This is a genomic window from Bradyrhizobium sp. CCGE-LA001 (assembly GCF_000296215.2).
Classification (GTDB): Bacteria; Pseudomonadota; Alphaproteobacteria; order Rhizobiales; family Xanthobacteraceae; genus Bradyrhizobium.
Window position 1 is genome coordinate 4,282,368 of the sequence record NZ_CP013949.1, and the last position, 19,500, is coordinate 4,301,867.

A 19,500-nucleotide genomic window follows, 5' to 3' on the forward strand; every position below is an offset into this window, starting at 1 on the left:
TTAATGTTCCCTGATTGATTCGGGGCTGGGCACTTAACGTTCATGGCAAAGGATTCCGACCCACTGGCGGATGCCTTCGACACCAAGGAGACCGGCGGGCTGTTCTCCGGACTTTTGGCCGAGGAAAGCGCGTTCGACCGCCGCATGATGTGGCGACTGGGCTCGTGGGGCGTGGCAGCCGTGGCAGCCGTCGTCGTCGCCGTGATGGCCAATCAGGCTCATCTCGGCTGGCGGCGCGACCAGGTTGCCTCCGCCGATCTCGCGCGCCAGGCCGACCGGCTCCAGTTGCTGACCAAGGAGAGCCAGAACGAAGCACGCCGGCTCGCCGCTGCCATCGAGACGCTGAACAGCGACCGCGACCGGCTCTATTCGCGCGTCACGGTGCTGGAGCAGGGCATCGATTCCGTCACCGGTGCCATCGCCAAGCAGGCGGCCACCCCGCCGCAGGCCGCTACGACAGTGAAGCCGCAGGATGCAGCGCCGGCGCCCGCAGCTCCCAGCGTCGCGCCGGTGACCTCGACGCCGGCGCCGGCCAGCGAGAAACCGCGCATCGAGGCCAACGCCTCGAAGGATGCGCCGAAAGAAGTTTTGAAGGAGGCGCCGACCCCGCCGCTGCAGACTGCGGCCGCCGCCTCGCTCATGCAGCAGCAGTCGGCCCTGAATTCGGCGCTGCCGACCATTCCGCTGGTGCCCTCCAAGTCGATCATGGCGCCGCCGGATGCCGCCGCGTCGAAACTGATTCAGCCCGAATCGACTGAGAAGACCGCGGAGAAGCCAGCTGACAAGGCCGCGGAGAAGAAGGCCGAGCCCGCGGCTGCCCCGACCGAGGTTGCTGCGGCCGCAACCAAGCCGCCTGAAGCAGCCGAAACCGAATCTCCAGCGATCGCGGTCCAGCAGACGCGCTTTGCGCTCGACCTCGGCGGTGCCAATTCGATCGACGGACTGCGCGCGCTGTGGCGCGGCGTGACCAAATCCAATCCGGAAGTTGGCGCATTGCGGCCGATCATCATGATCAAGGAAGGCGCCACCGGCCTCGGCATGCAGCTCCGGCTCGGGGCCGGCCCCCTGATCAACGCTGCCGCCGCGGCAAAGCTCTGCGCGGGCCTGACCGTGAACGAGCGCCATTGCGAGACCACCGTGTTCGACGGCCAGCGCCTGTCGATGCGCGGCGGGCCAGAGAAGCCGGAGAAGAGTCAGGACCGCGTCCAGGACAAGAACGCCGAGAAGAATCAGGACGCCGTCCCGCAAGCCGAAACCGCGCCAGCGCCCAGCGCCAAGCCGGACAAACGCCGCCGCAGCTACTCCTCGAAGCGCTCGTCGAAGCGTGAGGAGCCCGCGCCCGCCGCCCCTGCGGCGCCTCAGCCCGCGCCAGCGAAGCCGGAGGCCTCTGCATCTGCGACATCGACCTTGTCCTCTTTCTTCAGGCGGTAGTGTTGCGACCGCCACAGGCAGCGCTGCGAGCATGCGACCATCGGACGCTTGGACGTGAGCCGCGCTTTCCGCGCAAGTTCGCGCATCCCCCGACGCGCCCCATCGTCGCCCTCCCCAAGACATGCGTGCCCGATGAACGAACTGGATGATGTGCTGAGACTTCTCGTTGCCGCGGCGACAGGGCTAGTGATCGGCATCGATCGCGACATGAACGACAAGCCCGTGGGCATGCGCACCCTGGCCCTGGTGGCCCTCGGCTCTGCGCTGATCTCGATTTCCGTGATCGAGTTTCAGAATCTCCGCGACCATCCGGATGCGATCTCGAGGGTGATCCAGGGCGTCGTTACCGGCGTGCTGAGCGGCGTCGGCTTCATTGGTGCGGGCGTCATCCTGCACGACGTCAAGGCCAAGACGGTTCATGGCCTCACCACGGCGGCGACGGTCTGGATCGCTGCCGGTCTTGGCATAGCCTGCGCGTTGGGCGCCTGGCTGCTGGTCGGCGCCGCCATCGCAGTCACATTATTCGTGCTGTTCGCGCTCAGCTGGCTCGAACGCCGCCTCGGATTGAAATAGTTTCGGACGGAAAGTCGACCTCGACGAACATCTGGACGCGCTGTCACTATTCCATGCGCGCCTTCTCCTTCAGATCGCGAATGCGCATCTCCGCTTCGTCCTTGGACTGCACGATTTCCGACCAGTCCTCGACCCGCGCTTCCTTGCTCAGCTTCTTGAGCTCGTCCAGCTGCTCCTGGGTTGGCTTGTCCATGCTCGCTCCTCGAAGACACCTGCGTTAGACGTCACGACATCCAGAACCGGCCAGCCCGGCGCGTGTTCCTGGAGGATGCATGGCCGGCCGGATGGAACAGAAACATCATGCTGCCCTGTTGCCTGCCCGCGCCATCCCGACCATATTGCCCGCATGACCAAAAAGCCTTTCCGCCTCACGCCCTACCAGGTGCAGTTCCTGATCGTCGTCGGCTTTGCCAGCGTCGGCATTGCGTTCTATCTGCGCTACCTCGCGATCGAATTGTCCCAAGTTGCGCTCGCCTGCGACGCCGGGCTTCAGACCATGACCTGCAAGGCGCGCTCGGTCGCGACCGTGCTGTTCAAGAACTCGGTGTTCGGGATCGTGGCGCTGGTGGTGGCGACATTGAACCTGATGCGGCCATCGATCGTGCTGCTCACCGTCGGCGTCATCGCCGCGGGCCTCGGCATCGTGCTCTACAACGTCGTGCTGTCGGGCCTTGCGATCGGCCTGTTCATTCTTGGATTTGCTCGGCCCGCGCCCGCCACAGCGTGAGCGCGAACAACAGATAGATCGCGCAGGTCCACAGCGACTGCCAGTTGTCGCGGCCTTCGTTGAAGAGCACGAAGACGGCCGACAGCCCCAGCAGCCCTGCGAACACCGCCTCCGCAATCGGACGCTGGCCGATCTGCGGCCGGTTCAGCATCAAAAGCGCAAACGGCACCACCGCCATCGTCAGCGACGCGTAGGGGAAATCCTTGTAGCGCGGGTCGAACACGAAGCCGAGCGCCGTCGCGGCCGCGATCACCGCCGTCACCGCCAGCGTCAGGCCGAGAACCGCCGTGAGCTTCGACCATTTGCGGCCCTCGCGCGGGCCGAGCAGGTCGAGGAAGGTCGGAAGACTGCGGCCGATCACCATCGCCTGCGCGCAGAAGATCGGCGACAGGATGCCGGCGAGCAGCAGCGCGCCCCAGAGCAGCCAGCCGCCGATGCCGTAGCTCTCGTAATACATCTTGTCGGCGCCCACCCCGAGCAGGATACCTGCCGTCGTCGCCGAGATACCGACGCCGAGCCAGGCCGAGAAACGCGGCGTCCAGGGCCGCCGGCGCAGCGTGATCAGCGCAACCGCGAACACCAGCACGCTGAGCCCCATGCCGGCGCCCATGTACCATTTCCAGTATGGGAAATTGCTGATCGGCTCGCCCGGCGGATATTTCAGATTCCGTCCCACGGAATCATAGAGGCCCCAATAGCCGCCGACCGTGCCTTCCAGCTTGCGCTTCCACGGCTGGTCGTAGGACTCGATCAGGTTGACGCGGAATTTCTGGGCCTTCGCAAGGGCAAGGATCTCGGACACCACCCGCGCTTGGTTGGTGCGCGACGGCAGCGCGCCCTCGCGCATGCGTCCCGCGCTCGGCCAGCCAGTCTCGCCGATCAGGATCTCCTTGCCCGGAAACGCCACCGCCATGCGCTCGCGGATCGTCTCCACATGGGCGCTGGCGAATTTCGCCCTCACCGGGATGTCCTCCCAATAGGGCAGGATGTGGATCGTGACGAAGTCGACGGAATCATAGACCTCGCGGTTCTTCAGCCAGAACTCCCAGACATCGGCGTAAGTGACGGGAACGCTGACCTGGGACTTCACCAGGCGGATGAGGGAGACGAGGTCCGCCGTCGTCATTTCGCCGCGCAGCAGCACCTCGTTGCCGACAATGACCGCGGTGATGATCTCAGGAAATTGCTTGGTGAGGCGGATCGCAAGTCCGGCCTGCTCGTAGTTCTTGGTGCGGTTGCTGGAGAGCCAGATGCCCTGCAGCACCTTCAGGCCGCCGACCTTGGCGGCGATCGCCGGCACCTGGTCGAGCCCGTTCTCCATCGAATAGGTGCGGACGCAGTCGGTGATCTCCTTGAGCTGGCGCAGATCCTGCTCGATCTGCTCGGCGTCGATATGGGTCCACGGCTCCAGCGGCGTCTGCTCGCCGCGGAACGGTGCATAGGAGACGCACTGGACTTTATCGGCGGGATCGATCGGGGCGCGCGCGAGCGTGATCGGCGTCGCCAACCACCACCACACGGCAGCAATCGCACCCAATGAAACGAGCAGAAGCGCCAGTGGCGTACGAAGAGAAATCGGTTCCGTCCTCCGCGAAGGGTCCGTCGATTACCTGCTTGCACGCCGTCTGCCAAGGGGGTGTCCAAATGCCGATCCGCCTGCGGATCCGCGCCTCTCCCGGCCAAACCGGCTGCGGCCGTTCGACCGGGGCCTAGCATCGTGACTTTGCTGGACAAAATTCCAAATACAGGTCATGGACTCCGAAAGACTTTTCCGCCGCATTGGAGACCCATTTGGACGCCATCACCGGCATGTCCGCGGGATCCTGACGCGGGCGGCCAGCGGATACATTGGGGAATTCATGCGGCAACGGGTGTTCGAGTCACGAAATGCGGTCCTGCGGCAGTTCGCCGCCACCTTGGCCGTCTCCTCTCTCCTCGTTCTCGCCGGTCTCGGTGGCGCCTCCGCCCAGAGCGGCACTCCCACCCCCGATCAGGGCAAGGCTGCCGCCCAGCCCGCCGACGCCGCCGCCAAGGACGCCGCCCAGAACCAGCGCCGCACCGATGAATTCGCGGAAGCGGCCCAGGTCATCAATGGCCCCGCCGGCAATCCCGAATGCGTCTGGCTCGGCCGCCGCGTGGTGCGGCTGATGTGGCGGGACGACCTCGATACCGCGTTCCGTCATCTCGACCTCTACGACCGTTTCGGCTGCCCGGGCGGCCACATCCAGGCTGCGTTCCGTTGCCTGACTCGCTTCGGCGGGCAGATCGACCCCAAGGTCGCCGAGACCCTGGACAGCCGCGTGCACGCCTGCTGGATCAATCCGGCCGCCCAGCCGCAGCAGGCGGCGGCGAGCACCTCCCCGCCGGCCGCGCCCGCGGCCAACAATGCGCAGCCGCAGCCGGCCGCCAGCCCCTCGCCTGCGGCAAGCCCGACACCCGCGCCCCAGAAATAGCGCGATCGTTTCAGCTGTCGTTCAGGAACGATCGGTCATAGACACGGTTGGCACTGCCGCGCGTCGTTCGACAAAGGCCATGCCCTCAGAAGGACATGAGGCCATGACAGTTGAGAAACCGCGCGGCAGAGGTATGCTCCCTTTGCCGCGGACTTGGTCGGATCTCGGGGTCGGATCCGCTGCCCTGCCACCTCAGCCCCTATTGGTTTAGCCGCGATGCGCGTTGTCGCCGCCGTTCTGTTGCTCGTGTCTGCGCTCCACGCCGGCGTCTGGGGAGTCATGCACGAAAAGGTACCCGCGCCCGACTTCAAGGGCCTGTTGCCCAGCGTCTCCTATGCGCCGTTCGAGGGCTCCGCCCACCCCGACATCGACAACATCCCGACCGTCGAGAAAATCCGCGCCGACCTGAAGACGCTGTCGACCATGACGCGCGCGATCCGCCTCTATTCATCCACGGGCGGCGTGGAACTGGTGCCGCCGATCGCCGCCGAGTTCGGCCTCAAGGTCACCGTCGGCGCCTGGATCGACAAGGACAAGGACCGCAACGAGCGCGAGATCAAGGCTGCGATCGAGCTCGCCCGCAAGAACAGCAACGTCGTCGGCGTCGTGGTCGGCAACGAGGTGATCTACCGCGGCGAGCAGAAGGTCGAAGACCTCATCGGCATGATCAAGAAGGTCAAGGGCGCGGTCCGCGTGCCCGTCACGACCGGCGAGATCTGGAACATCTGGCGCGACAATCCCGATCTCGGCTCCAACGTCGATTTCATCGCCGCCCACGTGCTGCCCTATTGGGAAAACTTCCGCTCGGACCAGGCCGTCGATCAGGCCGTCGACCGCTACAATCTCCTGCGCAACCTGTTCCCCGGCAAGCGCATCGTGATCGCCGAGTTCGGCTGGCCGAGCCAGGGCTACAACTTACGCAACGCCGATCCCGGCGCGTTCCAGCAGGCGGTGATCCTGCGCAATTTCGTCACCCGCGCCGAAGCCATCGGCATGGAATACAACATCGTCGAAGCGATCGATCAGCCCTGGAAATTCTTCGAAGGCGGCGTCGGTCCGTATTGGGGCATCCTCAACGCCAGCCGCGAGCCGAAATTCGCCTGGACCGGCCCTGTCGAGAACCCCGATTACTGGAAGCTGATGGGCATCGCCCTGCTGGTCGGCATCCTCTTGTCGCTGCCGATCCTGCGCATCGAAAAGCCAACTGCGAGGCAAGCCTTCCTGCTGTCGGCGACGGCCAATGGCGTCGGCGCCTGGGCGGCCACCGTGTTCGCGTTCTGGAACACGCACTACTTCATCTTCGGCTCGGCCTTCGCGCTGACACTGGGCATGATCCTCCTTGTTCCTCTCGTTCTCATTGCGATGGCGCGCATCGACGAGATCGCCGCGGTCGCCTTCGGCCGGCCGCCGCAGCGGCTGATCACGAAGGACAAGCCGGTCGAGAACGTGCCCGAGAATTACTACCCGAAGGTCTCGATCCACATCCCCGCTTATTTCGAGCCGGTCGACATGCTCAAGCAGACGCTCGATGCGCTGTCGCGGCTGAACTATCCGAACTACGAATGCGTGGTCATCATCAACAACACGCCTGATCCGGCCTTCTGGCAGCCGATCCAGGACCATTGCCGCGCGCTCGGTGAACGCTTCAAGTTCATCAACGCCGAGAAGGTGCAGGGCTTCAAGGCCGGCGCCTTGCGGATCGCAATGGATCGCACCGCGGTGGACGCCGAGATCATCGGCATCCTCGACGCCGACTATGTCGTCGAGCCCGACTGGTTGAAGGACCTCGTGCCGGCGTTCGCCGATCCGCGCGTCGGCCTCGTGCAGGCGCCGCAGGAGCATCGCGACGGCGACCTGTCGATCATGCATTACATCATGAACGGCGAATATGCCGGCTTCTTCGATATCGGCATGGTCCAGCGCAACGAGCTCAACGCCGTGATCGTGCACGGCACGATGTGCCTGATCCGCCGCGCCGCGATGGACATGGCCGGCGGCTGGTCGTCGGACACGATCTGCGAGGATTCCGATCTCGGCCTAGCCATCCAGGAGCTCGGCTGGGTCACCCATTACACTAACACGCGTTACGGCCAGGGCCTGCTCCCCGACACCTACGAGGCCTTCAAGAAGCAGCGTCACCGCTGGGCCTATGGCGGCCTCCAGATCGTCAAGAAGCACTGGCGCCAGTTCCTGCCCGGCAAGAGCCGGCTGACGCCCGACCAGAAACGCGAATACGGCCTCGGCTGGCTGAACTGGCTGGGCGCCGAAAGCCTCGGCGTGGTCGTGGCCCTGCTCAACCTCGTCTGGGTGCCGATCGTCGCCTTCGCCGACATCGCCATTCCCGACAAGATCCTGACGCTGCCGATCATCGGCGCCTTCGTCGTCTCGCTGGTGCACTTCCTGTCGATGTACCGCGCCCGCGTCGCGATCAAGCCCGGCCAGATGCTGGGCGCGATGATCGCGGCGATGAGCGTGCAATGGACGGTGTCGCGCGCCGTGGCGCAGGGCCTGATCACCGAGCACATCGCCTTCGCCCGCACCTCCAAGGGCGGCCTGTCCCGCATGTCGATCGAGTTCCAGGCGTTCTGGGAGGCCGTGATCGGCGCCCTCCTCATCATCGGCGCTGGGGTCCTGATCGCCTCCAACAGCTACCGCCAGATCACCGAGATCTACATCTTCGCCGGCGTGCTGGTGCTGCAGAGCCTGCCATTCCTCGCCGCAGTCGCGATCGCGATCCTCGAGCTCAGCCGCATCAACTCGTTCCAGTTCTGGCGCGACAGCGCGATCCGCTCCGCCGAGCTGATCGGCCTGCGCCCGGTGGCGCTGCCTCCCGTGGGCGCGCCGCAAGCCGTGCCGACCGAGGTACCGCGGGAGACGAACTGACGGGAGCTGGCCGCGACGCATCCTTCGAGACGCCCGCCTCCGGCGGGCCCAGATGCGGTCGCGTTTTGCGGCGAGATGGAATGCCCTCATGGTGAGGAGCCGCCAAAGCGGGCGTCTCGAACCATGCAGGCCCAGCTCGATCGGCGCCCCGATCGAGTTCGCGTGGATGACGACTGGCCAATCAGGTTGAAATTGTCGGCCTAACCAGTAGACGCAGCGAGCGAATCCCCGCTCCTGCCTCCGCTTTCGGCAGCATCTCGCACTATTGACCTCCGCGGCCACTCCCCCTACACAGCGCGGGCCGAGAGCATGATCCGGAAACAGCCGGTTTTCCTCGCGACGCAAATCGAACGTCGCGGCAAGACATGCTTCTCGAATGTCCGGACAGGATGGCGACCACGTCAAGCCATCAGCGGCCATGGGAGCGCGTAGCTCAGCCGGTAGAGCACGTGACTTTTAATCACGGGGTCCTGGGTTCGAGCCCCAGCGCGCTCACCACAACAAATCAAGCGCTTAGACGCAGATCTAAGTCTTCCAATTCAGTCCGCAAAATCTCTCGTGCACACGTCATGCACACGGGAGAGCGGTGATGCTGCGCTCAATGCTGGTCGCGTTCGCCGGCCAAGCCATGATCGGCGCTGTGCTGTTCGTTTTCATCTGGTGGCGAGAGCGCGTGAAGCGGCGCAAGATTCCCGATCCGGACGAAGCGTCTATCCACACCCACGACGGGCAGTAGCTCGCGCGCGTTCCGCGCCGCTAAGGATCGATAATTTGACTCTGGAGCGCGGCGCGTCTCGATAGCGGCATGTCCAAGCCCTACACGCACGTCCGTCTCATCTGCTGTGACGATGGCGACCTGAACCACCGCTACGAGATCCGCGTCTCCACCTTCGTGCAGTTCGACGAGAACCCGGGCCGGCGCTCGATCACCGGCCTCCCGAGCAAGATGGAAGCGGAGGAGATCGCCAAGGAGATCGCGCGCAGCGAACGAGCTCGCACAGGTGCGCCGGTTTGGAAGTGAAGGAAGGCCGAAACTGAGTCATCACTTCCCCAGGTCTGTGTGGAGAGAGCGCGGGATTTTTAGTCGCGCCCCCTCGTTTCATTCTTTTCCTTCTCATCTCCGCCGCCGCCAAGGCCCGACGAGATCTTGTTGCCGCTGCCCTGTCCAGATCGCGAGCCGCCATTGCCGGAATGTGCGACCTTCGACCCCTTTCCGCCGGCCGCGCCCGGGCCACCTCCACCGGAGCCGCCCCCTCCTCCTCCTGACGAATGCTCTTTTCCTCCGCCTGAGGAATGCTCTTTGTTCGAGTGCTCCGAGCCATCCCGATCATTGTCGAAGAACGAACCATTGCGCCCGCCACCGCCGCCGCTCCCTCCGACGGCGCGTCCGCCGGAATGTGCGATGGCTGTTGATGTCAATGATGTCGATAAAAGCAGGGTCATCGCTGGCGGGGTTACCGCAGCAAACCTGCCGCACGTCTTCAAGAACTCCCGGCGATCGTCTTTCTCTTCTAACTTAGACATGTTGCTTCCCCTTCAAGGGCAAGAGCAGATTAAAATTAAACCGCTTTAAATAAATTTAAATTTGTTAATTGGTTCCACGAATTCTTACTTCGCTCGTCGCGAAGATCCTGCCGCGGTGCATCAGTTTACTACTAGCCACCTGAAGCGCCGCCAGCGTGAACCGGCGGGTTCTGTTGTCAGAAGGCTTTCGATCGCGACGTTTCCATTCGAGCTGATTAATGTACAGCTGGTCCAAGTATTCCTTGCAAATCCTGCCGCGATCGGGAAAATCATGCAACGCGCGCCTGTTCGTGGGTTGCGCCGAACGGCCTCAGCGTCCGTGCCAGCCCCGGACCTGCTTGAGGCCGTTTTGCTATTGTCACAAGCCCGTGGCATGGCCGCTGCACGATCAAAGCCAACTGGGATTTCAGCGCTCAGTTTGAGAATGAGACGCTGCCGGGACACGTATTTCGTGCCCGGCAGCGTTCTGTTTTGAGATAGGTGGGACAGCCGCCAACGTGAACCGGCGGCCCGATTGACTAGGCGGAGGGTCCGTCCAGCTGAACATCCCGTAGAAGTGAAGCAACACAGGCTCGGGATCGCTTCCATCAACGCCGTCAAAGCCCTCGCCAGCGATCTCCAGGCATCGGAGCTTCGCTCTGAGGCGGGGTCCTGGGTTCGAGCCCCAGCGCGCTCACCACAACAAATCAAGCGCTTGGTCACGATTCTTCTGATGCCCACACCATGCACACGGGAGGGCGGTGATGCAGCCGCGTACGCTGCCGGTCGCGTGTGGGTCGCCAACCCCTTCGTCGCATCTGTTGAAGAGAGCGGGTGAAACGGCGCCGTGGCAGATCAGAACGGACCGCAAGCCTGAGCGAGGACCGCCAATCTAAGTGGTGGCCCACAAAGGAAATGGAGACTGCGTCAGCGACGAGCCGGGCGCGCCTTGAGGGGCACGACTTTATCCAAGTCGCTGGGACCCGAACGCCGGCTTTGAGCCTTCACCACCTGCTCGAGTTCCAGAGCTTCTATCGCGAGCTCATCTGCCAACCGTTGGAAGAGTTCGCGCTTTTGCGGGTCGCTCGTTCGCCTGCTCATTAGAACCAAATCCGCGGCATCGGCACGGAGTTTGTCCAACTTCTCCCTGAGGTCCGCCATGTTGTCGGCCTACGTCTAGACCCACCTCGTCTGCGGTGACGGGATGCAGGTCAACGGCCAAATATACTATGGGGTCTTCGTTAATGATTTGTTCGGTCATCAGAGCTTCGTGAAGAAGGCCCGCCAGCGTGCACTGGCAGGCCCGGTGCGTCACTGCTCACCAATCGCGAGCCGTGCGAGCGAGCGCCGCGGATCAACTTGGCGATCGAGCGAGCCAAGCCGCTTCGAGGTCGCGCCCGTCGCCGGGCGTGACGGCGCCCCGCGTGAGATTGGCTCGTCGATGTCAGGCTCGCGGCCATCGCGCTCAGCCTTCGTCCTCGCATTAAATACCCTCCTCCTCGCAATGAGACGGCGCTCTGAGCGTGCCCTTCCTCGCCCGCCCACAAAACCCGCTGACATCCGTTCAGAAACGTGTACGCTTCACCAAAACCGGAGGAACGGCATGTTTGAAATCAACGGTTTCGATACGGCGGGCGTCGTCAGCCTCAAGCGACCTTCGCTCGCTGCCGCCCTCAAGAAAGCCAGGGAGCTGGTCGAGGACGCGTGCTGGGACGTTCAGGTCGTCGATCCCAACGGCCGGGTCTACACCTCGTTCGAGGAGCAGGCGGCCTAGCCGCCGAGTCCTTTCCGGGCCATCCCCCCGGTTGCCGGCGCCGATTTCCGCCTCTATCCGCCCCGCCCGACGTTTGACGAGGCGTTGTCGAGCCAGCGTTCCGTTGCCTCGTCGCTCCAACCTGGAACCGCGAAGCGCACGGGCGGACTGGTGTTCGCGCGGGTCCGGTCCATCGCCGGATGGCGTGCGCGGGCGTGATGCACCGGTCCGGCAATTGCCGAGGTGCAGAAGACGAGCAATAGACCCGTCGCAAGCAGGGAACGCATCGCACCAGCTCCAATTGAGCAATCGCTGGCTGTTACCTGATGCGCAGATCGGTTCGCCACAACGACAGGGATTTCACAAGCAGGACAAAGAATCGCGAGCTGTCCCGCTGTCGCGTGCGATGGTCAGCTCGCCATGCTGTTTGCTGTCATGTTGGTGGAGGAATCGCTTGCAGCGGCTTCGGCTTTGCAGCTCGACAGCGGCATGCTCGAGCCAGACAGGGAAAAGCCGCAGCGTGGTTCCAGCCCCCACTGCGGCCATATCCCGGGCAACTTGAAATTTGCTTGATACTCAAATCTCGCCGGTGTTCTCACAGTAGAACACCCCGTTCCGAAAATGGACTCCGTCAAACTACGGGATTCCTGCGTCCTCCCTATTGTCGTTGACGGACGAACATGGGACGGCTTGCTTTCCAGCCCCCCAATGCTCCCGGCTGCCGATCCAATTGGGGATAAGAGCGCCGGGAGTGCTCGGCCTGCAAGGGCGACAGGGGCCGTTCTTGCGCCGCGAAGCTCTGGGTCACGGTCCTTCTGCTCAGTCCAGCGGCCAGCTTCTATTCCATCACGGAAGAGGCTCTCCGAGAGAGAGCCACCTTCGCGGCTCTTCCCCGGCCGCGCTACTGGCGGTCCTCGTACCTGTTGCATTGGCCATCGCCCAGGCGCACCCGGGTGAGCTCCTGGAATGGAGGATCACAACGCAGCAGCGTGTACACCTTGTAAGACGGCGGTGGGACGCGCCAGCAGAGATTCTGTCCCGCTGGGATCTTGTACGTCTCCCCGCTCGACAACGTATAGCTGCACGAGGCATCCGGGACGTTCGTCCTCGCCTCTGCATGGGCCTGGGCAATCGAAGCCGCCGTGAGCAACGTCACCAACAATATACGCATTGTTCCTGCTCCGCCTATCTGATCGCACATTCCGGAATTGGGATGCGGACATCGCCGCAGCAAGTCACAAATTCCTGAAACGCACGACCGGACGGTCATGACGGAACGACGCGCAGCTCCATTCGCTGATCGCGATCTGCAGGCGTCGGTATGATCTCAGCTCTCCGGCGCTGAAACGGGTGCCGGTACGCCCAGCGGTGCTCCACCAACCGAAACCGGTCCCAAGGGCTGATTTTCCGGCACGATCCGTTTGCGCATCGCCAGTCCGTAGCGGGCATTCGCTTTGCGGACGGACGACGTGACGTCCGACATCATCCTGTTTTGCAGCGAGTCGACCTTGGCGATCAGTGTCGACAGCTGCGATGAGATCTTCTTCACATCGGCCCGTTCGTCCGTGATGCTCTGCCGCAATGACAGCAGCACCATCGAATCCTGCTGCAGCAAATCGGTATTTTGCTGCGACGCGTGGTTGTTCTGCTGCAGCAAAGCGGTGTGTTGCTGCTGGGCCGCCTGAATCTCTTTCAAGGCAGTGACGACCGGATCCGGTTTCGGCGCAGCCGCTTCCTGGCGCGGAAGCAGTTGAGCGAAACTCGCGACATTGAGCGCAGGGAAATCGGACGGCAACGTGTAGATGGCTGCCGCGCCATTGATGGCGATGGCACACAGCGACAGCGCCAGCAGCGATTTCCGGCTGGACTGCGTGATCTGTGCAGGAACTTCCGGGGCAGCGAGTTCGTGGGTTGCTGCGGCGGCCGCGAGCGCGGCCGGGTCGAACTCTTCGGCGAAGCCTTGCGTTTCGTAAGTCGTGGTCACGTCTATCGACCCCATGAGCGAGCAAAAGGCGGCCGCCCACGGAACGTCGTCGCAACGACGCCTTTACGCAGCACCCATACACAACTGTCTAAAATTGTGAGCTTTTTGGATTAATTCCACGTTAGCGGCGCGGCTGGCTGACGGCCGAGCGACCCCGGTCGAGTACGGGTCGATGCGCCCAGCCCAACCCGCCGGAGGCGTGACGGATTTTCCGAAGTTGGCAGAATGCCACTGTTTTGCCCGACGCCGCAAGTTCTCTTTTGCGCTCGATAGGAAAGACGTTGTGGCACAAGCACTTCGCTACTGTGCATGGGGTTGTTTTCGCACCTTGCAGCTCACCCCTCGTCCAGCAGCTCGAACAGCTCCTCCACCCGCTCGAACGGCGCGTCCCGCATCGGGCTGTGATAGACGACGCGGTCGCCATCGCGTTGAAGCGACTTGCCCCGCGACTTCCGTAAGCGGCCCGGCAGGAACGTTGCGGCGGCAGCCTCAGGGCCGACGTCGAGGCGGATGATGCCGCGCCGCTTGCACTCGATCCGCAGCTTTGCTGCGGCGAAGAAGTCACCCGCGCCCTGCGGCAAGGGCCCGAAGCGGCGGGAGGTCTCCTCCTCGAGGTCGTCGAGGTCGTCCTCGTCATTGCATCTCGCGGCGCGCGCATAGAGCTCGAGCCGCACGGGCTCGGACTGCACATAGGTCTCGGGCAGCATGTCCGGGACCGGCAGGTTCAAATCGGGCACCCACACCGCGGCGCGCTCCTCGCCGGCCTTCTCCGAGGCCATCTTCAAGAGATGGCTGTAGAGCACCGGCCCGAACACCTGGACATGGCCGGATTGCTGCTCGGAGAACAGGTCGCCGGCGCCGCGCAGATCGAGGTCGCGTTCGCTGATGGCAAAGCCGGCGCCCGGCCGGCTGAACTCCTCGAGCACGGCGAGCCGCTTCTCCGATTGTCCGGACGCGCCCTCGGTCAACAAATGAGCGAAGGCGCGGATGCCGCTGCGGCCGACGCGGCCGCGGAGCTGGTGCAGCTGGGCGAGGCCGAACTTCTCGGGCCAGCACACCACGATGGTGTTGGCGCGGGGAATGTCGAGGCCGCTCTCCACGATATTGGTGGCGAGCAGCACGTCGGCCCTGCCCTCGACGAAGCTCATCATGCGGTCGTCGATCTCGTCGGCGCCCAATCGTCCGTGCAGGCAGACGATGCGAAGCTCGGGCGCCACCGCCTGCACCCGCGCCAGCATGGGATCGAGGTCCTGGATGCGCGGACAGATCAGGAAGCTCTGCCCGTGGCGGCGCTGCTCGCGCAGCAGCGCAGAAGCGATGGCCGCATCCGACAGCGGCGCGATCCGCGTTGCGACCGGCAGCCGGTGCACCGGGGGCGACGCGATCACGCTGAGGTCGCGGAAGCCGGCAAGGCCGGCAGCCAGCGTCCGCGGGATCGGCGTCGCGCTCATCATGAGCACGTGGACGTTCTTGGCGAGGCCCGAGAGCTTCGCCTTCTCGGCCGCGCCGAAATGCTGTTCCTCGTCGATGATGACGAGGCCGAGATCGCTAAACTTGACGTCCTTGCCCGTGAGCGCCTGGGTGCCGATCACGACCTTGATCCGGCCGCTGCGCAGTCCCTCCCTGGTCTCGCGCAGCTCCGCGCCCGAGGTGGCCCGCGACAGGTTACCCACCTCGATGCCGAACGGCGCAAAGCGCTTCTGGAACGTTGCGACGTGCTGGCGCGCCAGCACCGTCGTCGGCACCGCGACCGCGACCTGCTTGCCCGACAGCACGACGGCGGCCGCCGCACGCAGCGCCACCTCGGTCTTGCCGAAACCGACGTCGCCGCAGATCACGCGGTCCATCGGGTGACCGGAGGCGAGGTCATCAAGCACGTCGGCAATGGCCTTGGCCTGATCGCTCGTGGTGAAATAGGGAAAGCGCGCCACGAACTTCTCATAGGCAGATCCGGGCGGCACCAGCTTTTCGCCGCGCCGCCGCCGGCGCTGGCTGATGTGCTTGGCCAGCACCTTGCCCGCAGCCTGGATTTCGCGCTCGGCTTCGCTACGGCGCGCCCACCATGTGCTGCCATCCGCCTTGTCGAGCGCGAGCTTGCCGAGCTCGGTTGCGTAAGGCCACATCAAGGCGAGATCGGGCGGCGGCACCAGCACCGCATTGTCGCCGGCGAACTTCAGGCGGATCATCTCGCGCATCGCGCCACCGCCCGTGTTCACGGTCTGCAAGCCGTCGAGCACGGCAAGCCCGCGCTGGAGATGGATGACCACCGTGCCCTGCTCGGGCACATCGGCATGATCGAAGGCCGCACTCCAGGCCCGCGCCATCGGCTGCGGGTGATGCGCGCGGCTGCCGAGCACGTCGGACGCCGTGACGACGACCAGAGGCTTCTTGCCGGGCAGGACGAAGCCCGCATCGAGATCGGCCAGCAGCGCCATCTCGCCGTTCCGCCCGCTCGTCGCCTCCGCCCAGTCGTCGCAGCGCTGCGCCTTGACGCCGCCCATCCGCTCCATCACGCGCAGATCGTCCTCGATCGCTGCGACGAGGACCAAACGTGCACCGGCCCGGCGCGTCTCATCGACGAACGCCCGCAGCGCCTTCCGTGCGGAGGTCAGCTTCGAGAACTCCGGCGTGGTCTGCAACGATGCCGTTCGCGGCAGCACCTTCATGCCCTTGGACAGCCGCTTCCAGTCAGCGCGTCCGAGATATTCACGCTCCCGCTCCGCACGCGGCGCGGCCTCCTCGATCGTGCCGAGCCAGGCATCAACGTGCGAGGGAACGCCGGCGTCGGCGACCCATTTTGCGCGTCCGCAATAGTCGAACAAGCTGGCGCGCTGACCTCGCTTGCCGGCGAAGCCGAGCCGCTCCGACATGGGATCGACCACAAGCTCGTTCGTCTCGAAGATGATGTCGTGCTCTTGCGGATCGAACGCCACGATCCGTCTGATCGCGCGCTCCGAATGCTCGATCCGAAATGGGCCCAGCGCGCCCGCGGGAAATATCTCGAAGGTCTGGCCGTGAAACAGCGCTCCGCCCGGATAGTCCGGCTCGTCGTCGAGATCGTAACCCAGGGATTGCAGGCGCGTCTCGAGGTCCTGCTCGGAGAACGCGCCGCCCACCTTCAGGCTCACGCTCAGGCGCGACAGGCTCGCCGGCGGCGGCAGGCGCTCCATCACGGCCTCCGCCGTCGAAACCAGAAACAACGGCTTCCTGGATTTGGCGAGGCGTCGCAGCACCGACGCTCTACGCCCCGCGAGCTCGTGGGACGGCTCCAGCTGATCGAACGGCAACGTGTTCAATCGCGGAAACACCAGGACCTCGCAGGACGGATCGAGCGCGTGAATGACGCTGCCCAGCCGCTCTGCCCTGTTCTCGCTCTCGGCCAGAAAGACGAGACCGCTACTGCCGGACTGCCTCCATTGTGCAAGCAGATGCAGAGCCATCATTCCGAGTGGCGACGAAGACGAGATCGATGCGCGGTGCGACCCCTTGCTCTTCTTGGGCGATTTTTTGGTCGCCCGTGTTTTTTTGGAAAGCCTCACTTGAACCCGTCTCTGGTCGTAAACCGTCGGCAGCCGAACGCGAGCCGCTCTCGTCCCGATTCGGCTGCCCGGCGCCATGCATATGGGATTTGGCTTGCGAACGCACGCGGTGGGCAACGTCCAGAGGTGCCATCGCGATCCCGATAGTTTGACCGGCGATTGCCCCACAGATCGGAACTGGCGCTTGGTGCACATGCAAGCACGAAAAACCCCAGCGCTTGGAGCCACGCTGGGGCGTTTCGTTCGAAATAAATCAGTTAAGCAATGACATCTTCATAGCAGCGATTCCGCCGGGCGTTTGTGAACTGGTTCACACGCCTTGCCAAACGACCTCAGCGCGAAGGCCCTGAGGTCGCCAACCTTGTGGGGAAGGTTTTCTCGCGGCCCGGGGGTTTTGGGGCTTGGGGATGGGCCGGGAGCCAGGAGTCTACGCGCGCGGAGCGGACTCGTTCCAAAGCACATCTGCTGCACCGACGATCCGATCCCGCCGGAACAGGGTACCGCATCTCTTCCGGTTTGAGCGTGCATACGCCGTGCGCTAGCATGTTCCCTTTTACGGAGGCTCCTTTGAAACCATTGATTTTCATCGCGGCCGTTGCATTGCTCGCAGCCGCGCCCGCCCGTTCGCAGGCGCTGGTCGATCCCAGCAAGGTTGCCCCGGAATATCATCATTGCCTGGAGACGATGGCGGCCAGGCAATAATGGCTGATCAGGCTGCTTGATGAGGCGAGATTGCCGCCCGTCGCGGCGGAGCAATGACTGTTGCGCGTGTTCTGCGAACAGCGGCTCGCTCGCGATCGTTCGCCGGGCGGACGCGATCGGCGGGACGCGAGGATTAGCTCACCCCCGCCGCGGCTTCCTCGGAAACAGGCGGTCGCGGATGTAGCGCGAGGTCGGCGTCAGGCGGATGCCGCGGGGCCGCTGCCAGGCAGCGCGGTCGATCTCTTTCTTGTCGCCGATCGTCAGCCTGCCCTTGGCGCCCTTGGCGATGAAGATGGCATCGCTCATCTTGCGGCCGGAGCGCTTATTCCTGGCCGTCACTTCCTTCCAGAGACTGATCCGGCCGAGCTTCAGCTTGGGCAGCTCCTCCTTGATCTCGCGTCGCAGGCAGTCCTTCTCGGACTCGCGCGCCCGCTTGCGGCCGCCCGGGAACATCCAGAGACCGTCGGATCGGCGTCTGACCAACAACACCTTGCCGCGCCTGGCGGCAACCAGCTTGGAAGACTTCGCCATCACTGCCGAAAATCGAAACCAGAATCGTCCCGATCGTAACTTGTCTAGTCGTATAGACAAGTTGAGGGCGCGGCTTGACCACAGGCCGTCAGGGCGTCGGCTCGGCCTTTGCCCCCTCCACCCGGTCCTCCGTCCGGATCCAGGCCATCATCAGCTCCCAAGCCACCGACAGGATGATCGGCCCGATGAACAGGCCGACGATGCCGTGGGCGAGCGTGCCACCGATCACGCCGGCAAAGATCACGATGGTCGGCGTGGTCAGGCCGCGCCCCATGACGAGCGGCTTCAGCATGGTGTCGATGAAGCCGACCAGGACGAGAAACACGGTGAGCAGCAGCGCGGTGGTAACGTCCTTGGCGGTCCAGATCCAGATGATCACCGGCAGCAGCACGAGAAAGGCGCCGATCTGCACGATCGAGAGCAGCAGCACGATGAAGGCGAGAAGGCCAGCGCTCGGCACGGCAGCAAGCTTGAAGCCGAAACCGGCGAGCAACGCCTGCACCACCGCGACGCCGATCACCCCTTGCGCCACGGCGCGGATGGTCGCACCCGCGAGCCCCAGGAAATGCTCGCTCTGCTCGGGCACGATGCGAAACAGGAAGTTGCGGCCGGCCGCAACCAGCCGCGGTCCGTGCGGAAACAGGAAGCCGGCAACGAACACCGAAAGCAGGAACTGGACAGTGCCGAGGCCGGCATCGCCCGCGAGCGACAACAGCGGTCCCGCCAGCGGCTGGAGATATGGCGCCACCTCGCGCAACACCGCTCGGATGTTGGTGTAGGTCTGGTCCCAGAGCTCATAGAGCCACGGGCCGACCAGCGGCCACGATTTGAGCTGCTCCGGCGCCGACTGGAGCGCGAGATCGCCGGTGCCGAGCTGGTGCGCCAGCTCCCGCACGCCATCGACCGCACTGAGACCGAGCCAGGTCGCAGGGCCGATGACGATGCCCAGCGTGATCAGGGTCAGGAGCGCAGCCGCGGTCTTCGGCCGGCCGCCGAGGATCTTGGCCAGCCAGCTGAAGGCCGGGTAGAACGCAACCGCGAGCACGCCGCTCCAGGCCAGGATCGGCACAAACGGGCGGATGATCAGGAAGGTCCAGATGATCAGCAGGGCGAGCAGGCCGAGCCGGATCACGAGCTGGATGATATCCTCTCCCGTCAGGAGCTGACGGAGACTTTTCACGGCGACTGCTTTCCCTGCGACATGAACGCAACTTCCGGCAACTTGCGAGGCCAATCCGTTATGCCAGCTGCGGAACCGCCGTCAAGACGAGCGCCTGCCCAGCCGCCGGAAGGCCCCTTCCGGAATTAGGAACGCTTCGGCAAAAAGCGCATTCCAGGACGATGGCGGGTCGCCCCACGGAGCCAGATTCCCACGCGGGAATTCACCGCAGCATCCATTTCTCGCTGACGCGCAACAGTGC

The 19,500-nt window shown here is 64.3% G+C and carries 19 protein-coding genes and 1 tRNA gene; 11 read left to right on the forward strand and 9 right to left on the reverse strand.

Features of this window, described 5'->3' with window-relative positions:
- The first annotated feature begins 42 nt into the window (after nucleotides 1–42).
- Together BCCGELA001_RS19775 and BCCGELA001_RS19780 are read left to right on the forward strand one after the other, a co-directional pair.
- A complete protein-coding gene (locus BCCGELA001_RS19775; RefSeq protein WP_060736112.1) occupies nucleotides 43–1,431 on the forward strand; it encodes a hypothetical protein in 1,389 nt (462 codons plus the stop codon).
- A 132-nt stretch (nucleotides 1,432–1,563) separates the two neighbouring features.
- A complete protein-coding gene (locus tag BCCGELA001_RS19780; protein WP_008563786.1) occupies nucleotides 1,564–2,004 on the forward strand; it encodes an MgtC/SapB family protein in 441 nt (146 codons plus the stop codon).
- Between the two features lie 46 nt (nucleotides 2,005–2,050).
- Here the strand turns inward: BCCGELA001_RS19780 and BCCGELA001_RS37980 are convergent, their stop codons facing one another.
- Entirely contained in the window at nucleotides 2,051–2,197 is a 147-nt protein-coding gene (locus tag BCCGELA001_RS37980) for a hypothetical protein (protein WP_156489614.1), read from the reverse strand.
- A 153-nt stretch (nucleotides 2,198–2,350) separates the two neighbouring features.
- Between BCCGELA001_RS37980 and BCCGELA001_RS19785 the strand changes: the two genes are divergently transcribed.
- Nucleotides 2,351–2,731, forward strand: a complete 381-nt coding sequence (locus tag BCCGELA001_RS19785; RefSeq protein WP_060736113.1) for a hypothetical protein — start codon at nucleotides 2,351–2,353, stop codon at nucleotides 2,729–2,731.
- Here the strand turns inward: BCCGELA001_RS19785 and BCCGELA001_RS19790 are convergent.
- On the reverse strand, nucleotides 2,691–4,250 hold the full coding sequence (locus BCCGELA001_RS19790) for a glycoside hydrolase family 17 protein (protein WP_060737737.1): 1,560 nt from the start codon (nucleotides 4,248–4,250) through the stop codon (nucleotides 2,691–2,693). The genes BCCGELA001_RS19785 and BCCGELA001_RS19790 overlap by 41 nt on opposite strands.
- A gap of 340 nt (nucleotides 4,251–4,590) precedes the next feature.
- Between BCCGELA001_RS19790 and BCCGELA001_RS19795 the strand changes: the two genes are divergently transcribed.
- The 5 genes from BCCGELA001_RS19795 (at nucleotide 4,591) to BCCGELA001_RS19810 (ending at nucleotide 9,088) form a co-directional block, all read left to right on the forward strand.
- Nucleotides 4,591–5,184, forward strand: a complete 594-nt coding sequence (locus tag BCCGELA001_RS19795) for a hypothetical protein (protein WP_060736114.1) — start codon at nucleotides 4,591–4,593, stop codon at nucleotides 5,182–5,184.
- Nucleotides 5,185–5,400: 216 nt separating this feature from the next.
- Nucleotides 5,401–8,067 carry a glycosyltransferase gene (locus BCCGELA001_RS19800; protein ID WP_060736115.1) on the forward strand — a complete coding sequence of 889 codons (2,667 nt, stop codon included), beginning with the start codon at nucleotides 5,401–5,403 and terminating at the stop codon, nucleotides 8,065–8,067.
- A gap of 422 nt (nucleotides 8,068–8,489) precedes the next feature.
- A tRNA-Lys gene (locus tag BCCGELA001_RS19805) sits at nucleotides 8,490–8,565 on the forward strand.
- Between the two features lie 91 nt (nucleotides 8,566–8,656).
- Entirely contained in the window at nucleotides 8,657–8,803 is a 147-nt protein-coding gene (locus BCCGELA001_RS38165; protein ID WP_162492956.1) for a hypothetical protein, read from the forward strand.
- 69 nt (nucleotides 8,804–8,872) lie between these two features.
- A complete protein-coding gene (locus tag BCCGELA001_RS19810; RefSeq protein WP_008563824.1) occupies nucleotides 8,873–9,088 on the forward strand; it encodes a hypothetical protein in 216 nt (71 codons plus the stop codon).
- Between the two features lie 59 nt (nucleotides 9,089–9,147).
- Here the strand turns inward: BCCGELA001_RS19810 and BCCGELA001_RS39455 are convergent, their stop codons facing one another.
- Nucleotides 9,148–9,591 carry a hypothetical protein gene (locus tag BCCGELA001_RS39455; protein ID WP_144441374.1) on the reverse strand — a complete coding sequence of 148 codons (444 nt, stop codon included), beginning with the start codon at nucleotides 9,589–9,591 and terminating at the stop codon, nucleotides 9,148–9,150.
- Between the two features lie 906 nt (nucleotides 9,592–10,497).
- Nucleotides 10,498–10,731 (reverse strand): hypothetical protein, encoded by a 234-nt coding sequence (locus BCCGELA001_RS19815; RefSeq protein ID WP_008563826.1) that lies wholly within the window; start codon nucleotides 10,729–10,731, stop codon nucleotides 10,498–10,500.
- Between the two features lie 442 nt (nucleotides 10,732–11,173).
- Between BCCGELA001_RS19815 and BCCGELA001_RS38430 the strand changes: the two genes are divergently transcribed.
- Entirely contained in the window at nucleotides 11,174–11,344 is a 171-nt protein-coding gene (locus BCCGELA001_RS38430; RefSeq protein ID WP_008563828.1) for a hypothetical protein, read from the forward strand.
- Between the two features lie 53 nt (nucleotides 11,345–11,397).
- Here the strand turns inward: BCCGELA001_RS38430 and BCCGELA001_RS19820 are convergent, their stop codons facing one another.
- Nucleotides 11,398–11,610 (reverse strand): hypothetical protein, encoded by a 213-nt coding sequence (locus BCCGELA001_RS19820; protein WP_008563829.1) that lies wholly within the window; start codon nucleotides 11,608–11,610, stop codon nucleotides 11,398–11,400.
- Nucleotides 11,611–11,743: 133 nt separating this feature from the next.
- Between BCCGELA001_RS19820 and BCCGELA001_RS37985 the strand changes: the two genes are divergently transcribed.
- Nucleotides 11,744–11,896, forward strand: a complete 153-nt coding sequence (locus BCCGELA001_RS37985; RefSeq protein WP_158511632.1) for a hypothetical protein — start codon at nucleotides 11,744–11,746, stop codon at nucleotides 11,894–11,896.
- A 754-nt stretch (nucleotides 11,897–12,650) separates the two neighbouring features.
- Here BCCGELA001_RS37985 and BCCGELA001_RS19830 read toward each other — a convergent pair.
- Entirely contained in the window at nucleotides 12,651–13,313 is a 663-nt protein-coding gene (locus tag BCCGELA001_RS19830; RefSeq protein ID WP_060737738.1) for a hypothetical protein, read from the reverse strand.
- A gap of 329 nt (nucleotides 13,314–13,642) precedes the next feature.
- Complete coding sequence (locus BCCGELA001_RS19835; protein WP_060736116.1) at nucleotides 13,643–16,750, reverse strand: DEAD/DEAH box helicase; 3,108 nt, start codon at nucleotides 16,748–16,750, stop codon at nucleotides 13,643–13,645.
- A 663-nt stretch (nucleotides 16,751–17,413) separates the two neighbouring features.
- Here BCCGELA001_RS19835 and BCCGELA001_RS39310 point away from each other — a divergent pair.
- On the forward strand, nucleotides 17,414–17,548 hold the full coding sequence (locus BCCGELA001_RS39310; protein WP_257721911.1) for a hypothetical protein: 135 nt from the start codon (nucleotides 17,414–17,416) through the stop codon (nucleotides 17,546–17,548).
- 138 nt (nucleotides 17,549–17,686) lie between these two features.
- On the opposite strand, the gene BCCGELA001_RS19840 is transcribed toward BCCGELA001_RS39310, so the two are convergent.
- Nucleotides 17,687–18,079, reverse strand: a complete 393-nt coding sequence (locus BCCGELA001_RS19840; protein WP_008563855.1) for an NUDIX hydrolase — start codon at nucleotides 18,077–18,079, stop codon at nucleotides 17,687–17,689.
- Between the two features lie 88 nt (nucleotides 18,080–18,167).
- On the reverse strand, nucleotides 18,168–19,259 hold the full coding sequence (locus BCCGELA001_RS19845) for an AI-2E family transporter (protein ID WP_008563857.1): 1,092 nt from the start codon (nucleotides 19,257–19,259) through the stop codon (nucleotides 18,168–18,170).
- Nucleotides 19,260–19,500 lie beyond the last annotated feature (241 nt).